The sequence below is a fragment of the Pseudophaeobacter sp. C1-32P7 genome, assembly GCF_041008775.1.
In the GTDB taxonomy this organism is placed as follows: domain Bacteria; phylum Pseudomonadota; class Alphaproteobacteria; order Rhodobacterales; family Rhodobacteraceae; genus Phycobacter; species Phycobacter gallaeciensis_A.
Window position 1 is genome coordinate 290,434 of record NZ_JAXGFR010000003.1, and the last position, 15,585, is coordinate 306,018.

A 15,585-nucleotide genomic window follows, 5' to 3' on the forward strand; every position below is an offset into this window, starting at 1 on the left:
TCCGAATTGTGTTGCTTTATAGAAGCTTAGGTGAGTCTGATTAAAAAAGACTAATCAACTGGGCCAAGTTCGACCGGCCCAAGTTATTCCGTCGGTACGGCGCCATTTCTTCCGGCCAGCACAACGCTGATCGTATAGGCCGCTTCGGGGCTCAGACCGGCCATGATGCCAGCTGCTGCCTCGGGACGCATGCGCGCCAGAAATCCGGCCGCAAAAGTCGGATCCATCTCTTCAAACAGTGCAGCCGATTCTTTTGGCTTCATCTGTTCGTAGACGGTGGTCAGCCGGGCCACATCCGCCTCGGTCGCACCATCGGCCAGGGCCAGAGTGGATTTCAGCTTCTCCTCGGCATCCTGAAGCGCTGCCAGTTTGGTGTCGATCGCCTGGTCCGCGATCTCCAGCGCCTTCATACGATCCTCGATTTCAGCCTCGCGGGCTGCAAGAGCCGCTTCGCGTTCCTTGAACGCAGCCAGCATCGCCTGCAGCTCTGCCGAAGACGGCATCGATTCGCTGCGCATCTCGCCTCTATCCGCGTGATCTTCGTTGCCTTCTTTTTGAAGGCTGGCAACTTCACGAGCAATCGCCGGACCTGCGTCGAGACCGAGGCGAAGAATCGCTGACCCCATCAGCAGCAATGCAATCATCATCAGGGTGCCGCTTTTTGCGCGAGCGCCCTTCTTTGATTTCTTTTTCTTCTCGCTCATCACGCCACCCGATTCTGACCACGAGCGTGACGGACAAACATCAGGCCGGAGGAGCTGGACGTATCCTCGGCCGGTTTTTCCGGCTCACCCTGCGATCCGTAGGCTTCCGCCAGAGCATCGTGCTCTTCGGTACCCTGGGCTGTGGGCTGCGGCGCTTCGGGCACTGCGGCTTCGGGCATGTCATGCATCGAGGCCATCATCAGCTCCAGCCGCTGGGCAACCGTCTCTGCGCGTCCGGTGAGCTGTTCCAACGCCTTGCTGGAGCCATCCGACACCTTCTGGGCCGATACGAGAGATTTGTTCAGGTCATCCACCTGCGCCGAAAGAACCGCGACGGCACCGCCGACGCCCTTTTCCAGATCGTTGAACCGTTTCAACCGGCGCGACAGCACCAGACAATAGAAACCAGCTCCAAGAGCTCCGGCTGCAAGCAGGATATCAGCAATAAGGTCCATCCTGTCCTCCTAGTTTAGTACGAAATCCATGATCAGCAGATCCCTCACGCGACCCTGTCCGGTCGCGATATTGATCCGCCGCAGCATCTGTGCGCGCAGTTTTGGCAGGGCCATCGGATCGGAAAGATCCTTAACCTCCAAAGCGCGTAGATAGCTGTTCAGTACATCGACAACTCGTGGGAGGACTTTTTCGACCTCGGCCTGATGGGCCAGATCGACCTCTAGTTGTGCACGGAACCGCAAATGCCGAATGCCGCTGGGACTTTGCAGCGATATTACAATCGGTTCCATTTCGATGAAGGCAAGATTGGCAATATCCTCTGCCGTCTCACCACTATCCACGCCTTCTGGCGCCTCTTCGGTCATATGCGCCGATTCGGGCGCTGCTTTGTGACCAAAAGGAAGAAGGCCTGACTGAACGGCGAAGAATCCGCCGCCCGCACCAGCTACCGCAAGCACAACCCCTATAATCAGGGGCATTTTGCTTTTTTTGGCTGGTTCTTCTGTATCTACTACAGCGTCTGTCATGGCTATCCCTAAAACGTCGTGCTCCTCTTCATAACCCGTGAGGAACTAACCGAATGTTAAGGCCGTTCGTTCAAAAAGGTTGCACGCCGGACAGAACGCCGGTGCGACGGAGGTTAATGTGCAGCAGATCAAGAATGTCTGGGCAGGTTTGGATACGCGGAAGCGCCTGATCGCAATTGGCGCGACTTTGGCCGTGATTCTCAGCATCCTGGCGATGTCCAATTTGGCAACCAAGCCAACAATGCAATTGTTATACGCCGGGCTGGAAAGCGGCACGGCCGGAGATGTGGTGAGCTCGCTTGAGCAGCGCAACATCCAATATGAAGTCCGCGGCGGCTCTATTTATGTGCCCTCGGACAAACGCGACGAGCTTCGGATGACCCTGGCAAGCGAGGGCCTTCCGGCAAATGGCGGGCGCGGTTACGAACTGCTCGATTCGCTCAGCGGGTTCGGAACGACTTCGCAGATGTTCGACGCCGCCTACTGGCGTGCAAAAGAAGGCGAGTTGGCCCGGACCATCGTCGGCAGCCCGCATATCACCCAAGCGCGAGTCCATATTGCCAATACTGGAACGAATCCTTTCCAGCGGACCGCAGATGCCACCGCATCGGTATCCGTGGTGCCGATGGGGTCGCCCATTACACCGGCGCAGGCCAACGCGATTCGCTTTCTGGTTGCCTCGGCCGTCACCGGCCTTGCGGTGGAAAACGTCGCCGTCATCGATGCCAATGGTGCCCTGATCGGATCCACCGAGGCTGCAGCAGCAGCGGGTGCAGGCTCCGATGACAGGTCGCAATCCATCCGCGATCGGGTCATGCGCCTTGTTGAGGCCCGCGTCGGCCATGGCAACGCAGTGGTTGAAGTCAGTGTCGAGACCGTAACCGACACCGAATCCATCCGCGAAAAGCGGGTCGACCCGGAAAGCCGTGTTGCGATCAGCACCGATGTGGAAGAACGCGCCGATTCGTCTCAGAACCAGGCCGGAGAGGTGACCGTCGCCTCGAATATTCCCGATGGGGATGCTGCATCAGGCCAGGGTTCCAAGGCGAACACCAGCGCAACGCGGGAACGGGTAAACTACGAAATCTCCGAAACCGAAAAAGAGATCGTGCGCGGCCCCGGTGCCATCAAGCGTCTCACCGTCGCAGTGCTGGTCAACGGTGGCATGGCGACCAACGAAGCCGGGGAAACCGTCTTCGAACCGCGCCCCGAAGAAGAACTGCAAGCCCTGCGCGAGCTGATTTCGGCCGCTGTCGGATTTAACGCGGACCGCGGTGATGTGATTACCCTGAAGTCGATGGATCTTCCCTCTGTCGAGCCGCAGGGCACGGTGGCCACCAGCTCCTTCATGGACAATCTGTATTTCGACGCCATGTCGCTGATCCAGATGGGGGCCCTGGCACTGGTTACCCTAATCCTTGGCCTCTTCGTTGTCCGCCCGATTCTGTCCAACAAAGGATCCTCTGTCGCCGCGCTGAGCGCACCTACCGGCGGTGCATTGCCTGATCTGCCCGCCTTGGGCGGAGGTGGCGACTTCATGTCGAACCCGGACATGGGTGCGAATCTCGCCCTGGACGGAGAAATCCAAGACAACATGGGCGGCGATTTTGCTCCGCTGGGAGATATGCCCGGCATGGGTAGCGGCCTGGACGACCTGGGCGGACTGCCCGCACTGGGTGGTGGTGGCGAAAACCCCGTCGACAGGCTGCGCTCCATGATCGGTGAACGTCAGGAAGAAACCGTCCAGATTCTGCGCGGCTGGCTGGAAGAGAACGAGGAACGAGTCTGATGAGTATCACGCACCTTCTGGAAGACTTCGGCGGCGGTTCAGCCGTCGAAGCCCCCGACCCCGGGCTTTCCGAGGAGGCCGTCGAAGAACAAAGGCTGGTGTCCTTTGAAAAGGGATACAGCGCTGGCTGGGAAGACGCCATCAGCGCAAAGGATCAGGAATCAACGCGGATTTCGGCCACGCTGGCCAGTTCGCTTGAAGACCTGAACTTTACCTACCACGAGGCCCAGGCCCAGCTCATCGAATCGCTGGACCCGATGTTCAAGGTACTGACCAGTTCGGTCCTTCCGGATGCTATGTCAGCCACCTTTGGCCACCACATCGTTGATCAACTGACCGATATGGCCCGGTTCCAGACCGATCAGGCGATGCAGATCGTGGTGTCGCCGAGCGAAAGCCATGCGGTCCGTGCCCTTGTTGCAGAAAACATCTCGGTTCCGGTGAAAGTTCAGGAAGACGACACCCTGGCCGAAGGTCAGGCCTATCTGCGTGTCGGCGCCTCCGAACGCGAACTAAACAGCTCCGCGCTGCTCGAATCTATTCATGGTTCGATCGACGCCTTTACCTATCATGTCAGAGAGGACAGCCAGTATGGATAATGCAGCCGAACTCAATATGAAAGCCACCGATGCAAGCAACCCCTTCGTATCGGTTCCAGTGGAAGTGGTTGTTTCGGTCGGCAAGGCCCGGCCACTGATCCGCGATCTGGTCAACCTTGGCGAAAACGCGATCCTGACTCTGGACAAACGGGTCGAGGATCCGGTTGACCTTTATGTCGGGGACCGTCTGGTCGCCCGCGGTCAGCTGGAAGAAATGGAAGGCGATCAGGCTGGTCAGCTTGCCGTGCGCCTGACCGAAATTGCCGATCTGCAAAACGGGCTGGGATGACACACAAACCTATCGCCTATGCGGCGCTGGCGCTTTTTCTGGCGCTGGCCCTGCCGCAGGCCGCCGTTGCTCAAGAACTGAGCCTATCATTGGCGGATGGACAGTCGATTTCGGCGCGGTCCATCCAGCTGATTCTGCTGATCACCGTGCTGAGCCTCGCGCCCGGCCTTTTGATCATGGTTACCTGCTTTCCGTTCCTCGTAACGGTGCTGTCGATCCTGCGCCAGGGCATGGGTCTGCAGCAGGCGCCGCCAAACATGTTGATGATCAGCCTGGCGTTGTTCCTGACCTATTTCGTGATGGAGCCGGTATTCAACGAAGCCTGGGTGAACGGGATCAGCCCGTTGATCGAAGAACAGGTGGACGTCGAAACCGGCATTACCCGGGGGCTGGAACCCTTCAGAGCCTTCATGGCAAACCGGCTGGATCCGGACACCTTTTATGCCATCGCAGATCTGCGCCCAGCCACCCAAGGGATCGATCCGACAGCCGATGCGCCGCTGTCCGTTCTGGTCTCCAGCTTTCTTCTGTCGGAAATCGCGCGGGCATTTCAGATTGGCTTTCTGGTCTTTCTGCCCTTCCTGGTTATCGACCTGGTGGTCGCCGCTATCCTGATGTCCATGGGTATGATGATGGTGCCCCCAGCAGTGGTCTCCCTGCCGTTCAAACTGGCGTTCTTCGTGGTCGCCGATGGCTGGAGCCTGATCGCAACCGCCCTGGTACGCAGTTACTATCCATCCTAGCCAGACTGGCAGACAATCAAGACAGATCTCAGCCCTCCGAACAGCGGTTCGGGGGGGCTTTTATGTTATGTGCCGTGACGCGCTCAGTTTGTTTTTGGAAAAGATCCTCGAATCCTAGATTCCCTTGAAACTGCTCCGTGTCTGCTTGCGAAACGATGCGCATTCTTCACCTCGTGCATAAGCCACAAGCAACGAAGCAGGTTCTACAAAACATGTAGGTCTACTGTGCGGACAAAGCTACCGTTCGCTGCAGTCCAAATGTCAGCTCTGGCCTCCGCCAGTTTACAGTTTCAGCAAAACGCCTATTCGGCTTCGCAGGGCTTTGTGGCTTGCTCCCCAGATCCTGCTGCAAAAAAGGTTCCATCAGGCTCGAACGTAAGTGTGGTGATCACAGTGCACTTGTTAGGGTTCCGATCTGACAGCAAGAAGCCTGTAAGTATGGACGGAAGTATGGGAGTCACGTGTAGGACAGACTCGTGCGTTCCGGCACTGATCAATTCTGCATGTCTCATTAGAAAATATCGCAGCAACAGCGCCTGCTCAGCTGCGCTTAGAGCGAGGTTTTCATCGGCTAGCTTAATTCCACATAGGTGCCGCGTTGGGCCATCTCGAGATGTCCAATTCGTGAGCACAACGTAAAACCGTGATTCAGGGAGCATCCAGGCCTCTTGGGCCGATGAGATGCCCCAATCCCGTACATCGCGGTCTGCGATGTCACGCCGTTGAAATCCTTCGTTTTCAAACGCCGAGTTCGTTTCTATCGCCACGCGGCAACGTTCGAAAAGGATATCGAAGTCATCCACCAAGCTTTGTGCATGAACTGGACCGTTTCCGAACCAGACTGCTGCCGTAAAAGTTGCAAGCCAATGCATTCTCGAGGTGAATAGGCTCATGGTTCCGGTTCGTAATTTCTTGAAACGGACTTTGGTCAACAGCGCAGCATACGTCAAGATGGGCTCAAAGCCGACCAACGCGCTTTGCATACTTGGCCAAAGAAAAGCCCGGACCGCGCAAGCGATCCGGGCTATTGTAATGTGCTTTGGCTGGCTTCAGCGCACAACGAATTCCGCGTGCAAAGCTCCCGCCGCTTTCAGGCTTTTCAGGATATCGATCATGTCCCGTGGAGAGACACCCAGCGCATTGAGCCCGGCAACGACCTCGGACAGAGACGTGCTCTCCGGAACTTCGGCCAGTTGGATGCCCTCCTCCTCTTCGATGGCAGCACCAGTGCGCGGAACGACGACCGATTCGCCATTTCCGAACGGGTTGGGCTGTACCACAAGCGGTGCTTCTTCTATCCGGAGGGTCAGGTTACCCTGGGCCACGGCCACCCGCGAAATCCGCACGTCGCTGCCCATTACAATGGTGCCGGAAGCCTGATCAATGACAACACGCGCCTTGCGCTGCGGCTCGACAAGGATGTTTTCGATCCGACCGACCGCATGGGCCGTGGATCGCGCACGGGTACGCTGGATATCCACCTCAACCGTGCCAGAGTCCCGCATCAGGGCCACGCTGCGGCCGAATTCAGCGTTAATGGCCCGTTCGATCCGGCCTGCGGTGGTGAAATCCGGTTCACGCAGCGCCAGGCGCATCGACGAAAGAGAGGACAGATCGAAGTCGATCTCCCGCTCAACCCGGCCACCTGCCGGGATCACACCAGCGGTCGGCACGCCCTGCGTCACACTGGCGGCCTCCCCCTCGGCGACGGTGCCACCGGCCAGGATGGTCCCCTGGGCCACGGCATAGATCTGACCGTCGGCCGCGTTTAGCGGCGTCATGATCAGGGTGCCGCCCATCAGGCTTTTGGAGTCGCCAATGGCCGAAACCGTCACATCGACGTTGCCGCCAACCCGCGCAAACGGTGGCAAAGTTGCCGTCACAAACACTGCGGCCACGTTCTTCGGACGGAATTGTTCGCCCGTCACGTTAACGCCGAGGCGCTCCAGAATGTTCGACATGATTTCTTCGGTGAAAGGCGAATTGCGCAGACCATCACCGGTGCCATCCAGCCCCACAACCAGGCCGTAACCAACCAGATCATTGCCGCGCACGCCATCAAACTCCACCAGATCCTTCAACCGGATCGCGCTGGCCTGAGCCATCGCAGGCAGAAGCAGACAGGCGATGAGGAGACGTAGAAATTTCAACATTACATGTACCTCAGCAGCGACAGTTGGGAACTACGCGAGGTCACCGAGTAGAGGCTTTCCAGCTGCAGCTGAGCTTCTTCTAGGCGTGTATACGTTTCATAGGGGTCCGCGTTGATCAGGTTGTTTTTGGCGATGCTCAGACTGGTTTCGGTCGCGGTGTTGCGTGTACTCACGCGCTCCAACTGCCCTTCGATAAAGCCGATGCTAGCCTGTTTATCGATGAGCTGTTCGGTGCTGTTGAGCAGTTCCGTCCCAGTCATCTTGGCAAGCTCAACCTTGGTGGCGTCGCTCAAACCCAGCGCGCTTTCGTTGACCAGAGCCGCGATGGCAAAGCTTTGCAGCGGGTGCTTCAAAGCAGGATCATCGGCGCGCAACGCAAGCGATACGGTTTCCCCATCGGCTACCTCGACCGGTGACAGATCCTTGGTGGAGCCCACATACATGGCATCGTCAAACCCCATCGGATCGGCGAACCAATCCTTTACCGCCTGCACGATGTCCGTTGCGCTTGTCAGCCCCGAAACCTCGGACACCAGTTCGGTCATCAGCGTACCTGCATCATTCAGCGGCGAGGTAGAGGTGGCGGTGCCGGCAAACAGGCTGCGGCCACCAGCCCAAGAATTCAGCTTGCTGATGGCATTGTCCAGCTGGATCCGTCCTTCCGCACCGAAACGCTCTGCATCGTCAGGCTTGAGCGTTGGTGTCAGGCCCAGCAAATTGTCACGCATGGTCTGAGCCGAAGATTGAATCAGCTCCAGGCTGCCCTGCATGCCCGTTGCAAAGAGCTTTGCCTCGTTGGTGGCAATCACATGGCTTTCCAGGCGGGTCAGGTTGGTTTCGATATCGGAAAGATACGTGAAATCACCACCCAGTCTGGCGGTAATATCGGAGAGTTTCCCGCTGGCAAGCTCTTGCCCCAGCCTTTCGATATCCTGCTTCAGCTCGGCGTTGCGGTTACGCAAGAACATATGCTGCGCCATGTCGCCATAGGACTTAATAATCATTGATCAGATCCCCAGAATAGTTTCCAGCAGGCCATCCACGACGGACAACACCTTGGCATTTGCACCATAGGCTTTTTCATACAGCATCAGGTTCTGCAGCTCGGCATCGGTATCGACACCAAAGCTCGCCTCGGTCTGGGCCATTTCGGTATAGCTGGCTGCCGCAAAGGTCAGCGTATTCGACGCGCTGTTATCGTCGCGGGCAAACCGGGACAGCAAGACGGAACTCAGCGTCGAGGCATCGCCACTGACACTGCCAAGACCTGTCGAACTCAGAGAACGGTTTTCCTTCAGGGCCTCTGCGTAGCCATTGATCAGACTACCGTCACCGGGATCACCCTGCGTGGCTGCGTAAAGCCCGTCCCGGAAACGCCAGGTTTCCGCCTGACCATCCATGGCAACCAGATCATTCAGCTCCAGTCGGCCGGAAATCCCAACCGTGTCGGCGCTATCGAAGAAGTTGCCACCATCAGTGAAGATACCCGCATCCGTGGCACCGATCGTGGAATCGAGTGCCGGATCCTGGAACCGTTCGATCAGATCGCGGGCATAGGCATCAAGATCGTCCTGCGCCTTCACGGCCAGCACGTCACGGACCTGGAACTGAGCAACCAGTGTGCCGCCTCGGATGGGGCCGTTTGCGCTTGTGCTGATCGGTTTGCCATTCACCTCAAGCCCTGACAACAGCCCGTTGTCCTGGGTCATATGAGGCAGCATGTCACTTTTGGGAGAGAAGCTGAGCTCAGAAGCTTTACCCTCCAAGAGCGCAGTGCCACCGGAGGAATAGAGCGCGATCCTGCCACCATCCCGGTTGATAACATTGACCGGGATGATCGCGTTGATTTCATCAACCAACATGCTGCGTTGGTCAAGCAATGTCGTAGTGTCGGCCCCCGCAGCTTTGGCCACGACAACGCGGGCATTCAGCTTTTCAAGCTCCTTCAGGGTGGAATTCACCTTGTCGACCTGAATACCGATCGAGGTATCGGCCTGAACCCGCATATCGCGGAGCCCGTCAGCCGCGTCGGTGATCGAGCGGACCAGAAGGTCCGCCTTCACCGCCAGATCATTCAAACGCGGCGTGGAGTCGGGCCGAGACAACGTCTCGACCAGACTGCCGTCGAAGTTGGCCATCTGCGATGCGATCGAAGATTCATCGTCAACGCTGCCGACAAGGCTACTCATCCGCGCGTAAAAAGTCGCGTTGACTTCAGCCACGGCATATTCAGCCTCAGAATCGCGGCGCGCAGAGACCACCCCCGGATCGACCATGCGCTGGACCGCACCGATTCTCACCCCCGGAGAGTAGGCATTCGCATTCAGATCCAGTGTCCGCCGCGTGTAACCCGGGGTCAGCGCGTTGGCGAGGTTCTCGGACACGATCTGTGAAGATCGCGACGCAGCATTCAATCCGCTCATCGCGGAGTTAATTGCACTTGTGATAGACATGATCAGCCTGCTCTTTCTAAGCCGGGGTCATTGCGCATCAGCGCGTTAACGCTTGATGTTGGTGGTTTCCTGAAGCATCTCGTCGACGGTCTGGATGACCTTCGCGTTCGAGGAATAGGCCCGCTGCGTCTGGATCATGTTGGTCAGCTCGCCCGCCACATCGGTCGAAGATTCCTCACGCGTGAAGCCAGCAATTTCACCGGTGGGTCCATCGCCCGCATTCCACAGGAAGAACGCACCGCTATCTGCTGACGGGAGGAAGGTCTGATAGTCCATCGACACCATACCATTGGGGTTAGGCATATCGACCAGCGGGATCTTGTAGAGGATGCGGCTTGCGCCAGTGCTATAATTGGCCCGGACAAAGCCCGACGTGTCTACATCAACCCCCAGAAGGTTGCCCGCAGTCGCACCATCCTTGGTGATGGTCGCGGGTGCAAAGGTATCGGAAACCTGGGTGAAACCATCATTTTCACCGATCAGGCCGATATTGATTTCGATCGGGCCGCCATCGACAGTAACGATAACACTACCGGTCGCAGCATCATACGCACCACCGCTCACATCAGTTACCGAAGCCAGATTGCCGCCATCGGTACGGCTGTCGTCAAATTCCAGAGTATATTCACCCACAACCGCGCCGCCGCTGGCGGTATCTTTGATGGTCATCGTCCATTGGTTGGATTTACCGGTCGCGGGCACCGTCGGAGTGAACTCGATATCCAGATTTTCCGAGGATCCAAGGTTGTCGAAATACTCGATCGACAGGGATTCAATCCCTGAGGTTGCGCCAGCCTCCGTCGCTGTCGCAGGCAGGTTGGCACCAATCTGCATTTTGGTTGTCGGCTCGCCGACCAGCTGGTTCTTATTCAGATATACCGGCTCCAGACCATCGCTCGAGTCCACAGCGCCGGCCAAGGTGTTCCCAGCAGCATCTGTCGGCCATCCAAGCAGTGCCAGCCCCGATTCCGTTGCGAGATAGCCATCGGAATTCATGCTAAAGGACCCTGCAGTCGTCAGCCGCATCGTCGGCGCACCATTGCCTGCTGCAATTTCCGAAAGGGTTGTCACAGGCAGGAAGCCGCTACCGCGCACTGCCAGGTCTGTCGGATTATCTGTCGTCACCAGGGGACCGCGTTGATCAATCAGACGCACATTGGTGGTCCGCACACCGCCCGCACTATAGGCACCGCCAGAGGACCCCGCCACGATCGAATGGAAATCCGTCTGGACGCGCTTGTAGCCAGCGGTAGAGGAGTTCGCGATGTTATCGGAGATGGAGGCCAGTCGGCTGGCATTCGCGCCGAGCCCGGATACACCCGCATATAGCGACGAAGAAATGGTCATAGCACGCCTTTCTGCTGCTTCAAATTCTTGATGCAATAGCTAGCGCACGAGCACTTAACGGGCGGCTAACAGATAAAATCCAATCTATCTGTCGCCGCCCGGTGGTGGTTAATTGTCATGTTTTACTTGCGCAAAAGGGTGATTTCGACGCGGTTGTTGCGAACCCGCATGGGGTTTTCAACGGCCAGAGTACGGTCGGCATAGCCTGTGATCCGATGGATTCGGTTAGATTTCAGACCACCCGATTCGAGTAGCTGGCGGGCGGCATCAGCGCGGGCGTGCGACAACTCCCACACCGGGTTCTTGGCAAGCACCACAGGCTGGGACCGGATGTGCCCGCCAATGGCGATACCGTTGGCCACCGTACCGCTGACCCGGGCCACCATGCGCACCAGATCGCGGAACAAGGGCGTCGGTTCTGCTGTACCATCTTCGAACAGCGCTGCGTCTTCGGTTTCGAACAATTCGATGATCAGACCTTCGTCGGTGACCCGTGTCACGATATGGCGCGCCAGGTCGGTCGAGACCATGCTTTCACCGCCAAGCCCTTTCAGCTCCTCTTCGACGACCCGGAAAACCTCCTCTTGGGCGGACTGCTCGCTTGCATCCATCAGCCCGGTCGCGCCTTGAGCCTGCCGCGCATTTGTCGGGTGTTCGTCCGTCGCGCCAATGCCGCTTTGCGGTTTGACATCCTCGGTGAACATGCTGTCCCCGCTGAACGCGCCGTTGCCGCCACCGGAGACCCGGCTGAGCGGAATGGACGGCGAGAAATAGTCAGCCAGACCTTTGCGCTGCTTTTCAGTGGTCGCATTCAGGAGCCACATCAGAAGGAAGAATGCCATCATCGCGGTCACGAAGTCGGCGTAGGCCACCTTCCATGCACCGCCGTGATGACCATCGCCACCACCTGACTTTTTCTTCTTGATAATTATCGGAGCTACATTGCTTTGAGCGCTCATTTCAACCACCACTTTTTTTCACCCACAATCGGGGTATCAGGCAGTGCGTTAATCAGATCTTAACAGCTAAAATTGGCTGCTATTAAGACATCTAAACAAATGATTTAAGGGCATAAATGTGGTTTTCAGGGGTGAACCGAGACGACCTCAAGTCAACGATGTGGCAGCTTTGTGGCGAAGGTGTGGCGGAGGTCTGACCCCGCCACAAAAAGGGCGGGATCAGAAGGGCGTTTCAAGCGTCCAAAAGGATGTCGCCGAATGATTCGCGCAGCTTGTTCTTGAGCACTTTGCCGGTGCCGCCCAGCGGCAGATCATCGGTAAAGACCACGCGGTCCGGAATCTGCCAGCTCGCAACCTTGCCTTCGTAATGCGCCAACAGCTCTTCTTCGGTCAGACTTTCGTCGGAACGCACCGCGATGACCACCGGACGTTCATCCCACTTGGGGTGCCGGGCCGCGATGGCAGCCGCCTGAGCGATCTTGGGGTGGGACATGGCGATGTCTTCCAGCTCCACCGTCGAAATCCACTCACCGCCCGACTTGATGATGTCCTTGGACCGGTCGCGGATGATCATATAGCCATCGGCATCGATGGTGGCGACATCGCCGGTATCGAACCAGCCATCCATGGTCAGCGCGCTGGTGTCATGGCCAAAATAGGTATCGATGATCCAGTGACCACGGATCTGCAACTCGCCCTGGGTCTCGCCATCCTCGGGCAGGCGTTTGCCCGCCTCGTCCACGATGCGCAGTTCGACACCATAGGGCGGACGCCCCTGCCCTTCGCGGATCTTGCCCTTTTCCTCGACGCTCAGGTCGTCGTGTTTCTGCAGAAGGTTGTTGAGCGTACCCAGCGGGCTTGTTTCGGTCATGCCCCAGGCGTGGATCAACTCCACTCCGTATTTGTCGCGGAAGGTCGGGATCATAACCGTCGGCAGGGCCGAGCCGCCCACAACGGTACGCTTCAGGCTTTCGGCCTTGCTGCCGGTCTTCTCCAGCGCCTGCAACAGCCCCATCCAGATGGTCGGCACGCCCAGCGCAAGGGTGACCCGCTCGCCATCGATCAACTTGACCAGGCTTTCCCCATCAAGATGCGGCCCCGGCAGAACCAGCTTGGCGCCGACGGCGGCCGCAATATAGGGAACACCCCAGGCGTTGACGTGGAACATCGGCACCACCGCCATAACCGTATCGCGCGCCGAGATCGCCAGCCCGTCCGGCTGGTTGCCGCCCATCGAGTGCAGCACAGTGGTGCGGTGGGTATATTGCACGCCCTTGGGGTTGCCCGTGGTACCCGAGGTATAGCACAGGCTCGACGGCGTGTTTTCATCCAGGTCGGGCCAGCTGTTGTCATCGCCTTCGGCGGCCAGCAGTTCGTCGTAGAACAGGATGCCTGGCACGGCCTCGGCGGCCGCCTCATCCCGCGGCCCCATCAGCACGATGTGTTTCAGCGTTTTCAGGTGCTCTTTCAGCTTGCCCACCGCAGGCACAAAGGTGGCGTCGATGAACAGCACCTGATCCTCTGCGTGGTTGATGATGTAAATCAGCTGTTCCGGCTTCAGGCGCGGGTTGATCGTGTGACAGATCATCCCGCCACCGGAGACACCGAAATAGATTTCCAGATGGCGGCGGTTGTTCCAGGCGATGGTGCCGCAGCGCTCTCCTGCCTTGATGCCAAGACGCTTCAGCGCGGCGGACAGTTTGCGGGCATTCGCCTCGATCTCACCCCAGTTGGAATGCACGACCTCGCCCGAGGTTTCGACCGAAGTCACGGTGGTGTTGCCGTGGTACCGGCCCGCGTGTTCGATCAACGAGCTGATCGTCAGCGGTTTGTGCATCATCTTGCCAAGCATTTTGCCTTGCTCCTCCAAAATTCACTCGGCGGCCAGAGCCGCCCGGTTGCGGATCAGATCCGCGGCTTTTTCTGCGATCATGATGGTCGGTGCGTTGGTGTTGCCCCCGATCAGCCGCGGCATGACCGATGCATCCACAACGCGCAGGCCCTCCATGCCGCGCACTTTCAATTCCGGATCGACGACCGCCATTTCGTCCTGCCCCATCCTGCAGGTACCCACCGGATGATAGATCGTATCCGACCGCGCCCGGATGTGCTGCTCCAACGCTGCGTCATCCGGCTCACCTTCGATGAACAGCTCCTTATGGATGTAGCCCTGCAAGGGCGGCGTCTGCATGATCTGCCGGGTCTTGCGCACGCCCCTGATCAGGGTGGTCAGATCCTCGGGATCGGACAGGAACTGCGGATCGATCCGCGGCGGCGCCATCGGATCGCCCGATGTCAGCCCGACCGCACCGCGCGATTTGGGGCGCAGCACGCAGATATGGCAGCTGAAGCCATGCCCCAGATGCAGCTTGCGGGCGTGGTCATCGACGATGGAAATGACGAAATGCAGCTGCACATCGGCGCGCTCCAACGTGGGGTCGGTCTTCAGGAACGCCGCCCCTTCGGCAAAGGGCGTCGCCAGCATCCCCTTGCCCGTCTTGCGCCAGTCGTTGATGTGCTTCAGCAGGCTGACGCTGCCCGGCAAAGAGATCCCGAAATTGTCCCGGTCCTTGCTTTTGTAGGCGAGGGTGAAATCGAGATGATCCTGCAGGTTCTGCCCGACGCCGGGCAACTCGTGCACCATACCGATCCCGTGCGGCGTGATATCCTCGGGGCGCCCCACCCCCGACAGCTGCAAAAGCTGCGGTGAATTGAAGGCGCCACCGCAGAGTATCACCTCGCGCCCGGCGTTGACCGTCAGATCCTGCCCGCCCTTCCGGTACGCAACGCCGGTGGCGCGCTTAACCTGAAACAGCACCTTGGTGGCGTGGGCGCCGGTGATCACCGTCAGGTTCGCGCGATCCATCACCGGGTGCAGATAGGCTGCCGCGGCCGAGCAGCGCTCGCCATTCTTCTCCGCCGCGTGGAACTGCGTCACCTGATAAAGGCCGATGCCTTCATTATCTCCAGTATTGAAATCCGCCGTCTCGCGGATCTGCAGCGCCTTGCCCGCCTCGACAAAGGCGCGAGTGATGGGGCGCGGGGATTTCTGGTGACTGACCTGCAGGGGGCCGTCACCGCCATGCACCGCATCGCCACCAGCTTCGTTGTTTTCGGCGCGCTGGAAATAGGGCAGCACGTCACTCCACCCCCAACCGTCACAGCCCAGCGCCGCCCATTCATCATAGTCACCCGCATGACCGCGGACATAGAGCATGGCGTTGATCGCACTGGAGCCGCCCAGCGCCTTGCCGCGCGGCTGGTATCCCTTGCGCCCGTTCAGGCCTGGCTGCGGCACGGTCTCAAACGCCCAGTTGTTGATCTTGGGACGACCCGGCAGCATGGCAACCACCGCCGCCGGTGCGCGTACCAGAATGCTGTCACCGCGTCCGCCTGCCTCCAGTAGACAGACGCTGGTGTTCGGATCCTCGCTGAGCCTTGAGGCCAGAGTTGACCCTGCTGAACCGCCCCCCACAATCACATAGTCGAACTGCATCGCTCCCCTCCCAAGGCTGCATCCTGTTCCAAAGTGAGCGCAGGAAGGGGCATCCTGTCCACGTTTACTG

Annotated in this window: 14 protein-coding genes; 4 read left to right on the top strand and 10 right to left on the bottom strand. The window is 58.6% G+C overall.

Features of this window, described 5'->3' with window-relative positions:
* Nucleotides 1–83: 83 nt before the first annotated feature.
* Genes SM763_RS06310 through SM763_RS06320 form a run of 3 tightly spaced genes read right to left on the bottom strand, consistent with a single transcriptional unit; the run spans nucleotide 84 to nucleotide 1,687 of the window.
* A complete protein-coding gene (locus SM763_RS06310; RefSeq protein ID WP_274839670.1) occupies nucleotides 84–704 on the bottom strand; it encodes a MotE family protein in 621 nt (206 codons plus the stop codon).
* On the bottom strand, nucleotides 704–1,159 hold the full coding sequence (locus tag SM763_RS06315) for a hypothetical protein (RefSeq protein WP_274829376.1): 456 nt from the start codon (nucleotides 1,157–1,159) through the stop codon (nucleotides 704–706). Before SM763_RS06315 ends, SM763_RS06310 begins: the two co-directional genes overlap by 1 nt.
* A 9-nt stretch (nucleotides 1,160–1,168) precedes the next feature.
* Nucleotides 1,169–1,687 (bottom strand): flagellar basal body-associated FliL family protein, encoded by a 519-nt coding sequence (locus SM763_RS06320; RefSeq protein WP_065272125.1) that lies wholly within the window; start codon nucleotides 1,685–1,687, stop codon nucleotides 1,169–1,171.
* A 118-nt stretch (nucleotides 1,688–1,805) separates the two neighbouring features.
* Between SM763_RS06320 and fliF the strand changes: the two genes are divergently transcribed.
* From fliF to fliP, 4 genes are read left to right on the top strand one after another with little or no spacing between them, the layout of a single operon-like run.
* Nucleotides 1,806–3,476: a flagellar basal-body MS-ring/collar protein FliF gene (gene fliF, locus SM763_RS06325; RefSeq protein WP_065273660.1), complete on the top strand. Its 1,671-nt coding sequence runs from the start codon at nucleotides 1,806–1,808 to the stop codon at nucleotides 3,474–3,476.
* Nucleotides 3,476–4,075 (top strand): ABC transporter ATP-binding protein, encoded by a 600-nt coding sequence (locus tag SM763_RS06330; protein ID WP_065272124.1) that lies wholly within the window; start codon nucleotides 3,476–3,478, stop codon nucleotides 4,073–4,075. Before fliF ends, SM763_RS06330 begins: the two co-directional genes overlap by 1 nt.
* Entirely contained in the window at nucleotides 4,068–4,364 is a 297-nt protein-coding gene (locus SM763_RS06335; RefSeq protein ID WP_065272123.1) for a FliM/FliN family flagellar motor switch protein, read from the top strand. Before SM763_RS06330 ends, SM763_RS06335 begins: the two co-directional genes overlap by 8 nt.
* A complete protein-coding gene (gene fliP / locus SM763_RS06340) occupies nucleotides 4,361–5,107 on the top strand; it encodes a flagellar type III secretion system pore protein FliP (RefSeq protein ID WP_065272122.1) in 747 nt (248 codons plus the stop codon). The genes SM763_RS06335 and fliP overlap by 4 nt, the downstream gene beginning before the upstream one ends.
* A 1,049-nt stretch (nucleotides 5,108–6,156) precedes the next feature.
* Here fliP and SM763_RS06345 read toward each other — a convergent pair.
* From SM763_RS06345 to SM763_RS06375, 7 genes are all read right to left on the bottom strand, one after another.
* A complete protein-coding gene (locus tag SM763_RS06345) occupies nucleotides 6,157–7,260 on the bottom strand; it encodes a flagellar basal body P-ring protein FlgI (RefSeq protein ID WP_065272121.1) in 1,104 nt (367 codons plus the stop codon).
* On the bottom strand, nucleotides 7,260–8,264 hold the full coding sequence (locus tag SM763_RS06350) for a flagellin (protein ID WP_368998001.1): 1,005 nt from the start codon (nucleotides 8,262–8,264) through the stop codon (nucleotides 7,260–7,262). Before SM763_RS06350 ends, SM763_RS06345 begins: the two co-directional genes overlap by 1 nt.
* A gap of 3 nt (nucleotides 8,265–8,267) precedes the next feature.
* Nucleotides 8,268–9,713 carry a flagellar hook-associated protein FlgK gene (flgK, locus tag SM763_RS06355; RefSeq protein ID WP_065272119.1) on the bottom strand — a complete coding sequence of 482 codons (1,446 nt, stop codon included), beginning with the start codon at nucleotides 9,711–9,713 and terminating at the stop codon, nucleotides 8,268–8,270.
* A 45-nt stretch (nucleotides 9,714–9,758) separates the two neighbouring features.
* A complete protein-coding gene (locus SM763_RS06360) occupies nucleotides 9,759–11,060 on the bottom strand; it encodes a flagellar hook protein FlgE (RefSeq protein ID WP_368948548.1) in 1,302 nt (433 codons plus the stop codon).
* A gap of 122 nt (nucleotides 11,061–11,182) precedes the next feature.
* Nucleotides 11,183–12,019 carry an OmpA/MotB family protein gene (locus tag SM763_RS06365; RefSeq protein ID WP_274837893.1) on the bottom strand — a complete coding sequence of 279 codons (837 nt, stop codon included), beginning with the start codon at nucleotides 12,017–12,019 and terminating at the stop codon, nucleotides 11,183–11,185.
* A gap of 232 nt (nucleotides 12,020–12,251) precedes the next feature.
* Nucleotides 12,252–13,871 carry a long-chain-fatty-acid--CoA ligase gene (locus tag SM763_RS06370; RefSeq protein WP_274831691.1) on the bottom strand — a complete coding sequence of 540 codons (1,620 nt, stop codon included), beginning with the start codon at nucleotides 13,869–13,871 and terminating at the stop codon, nucleotides 12,252–12,254.
* A gap of 21 nt (nucleotides 13,872–13,892) precedes the next feature.
* Complete coding sequence (locus SM763_RS06375; RefSeq protein ID WP_368998002.1) at nucleotides 13,893–15,515, bottom strand: GMC family oxidoreductase; 1,623 nt, start codon at nucleotides 15,513–15,515, stop codon at nucleotides 13,893–13,895.
* Nucleotides 15,516–15,585: the final 70 nt, after the last annotated feature.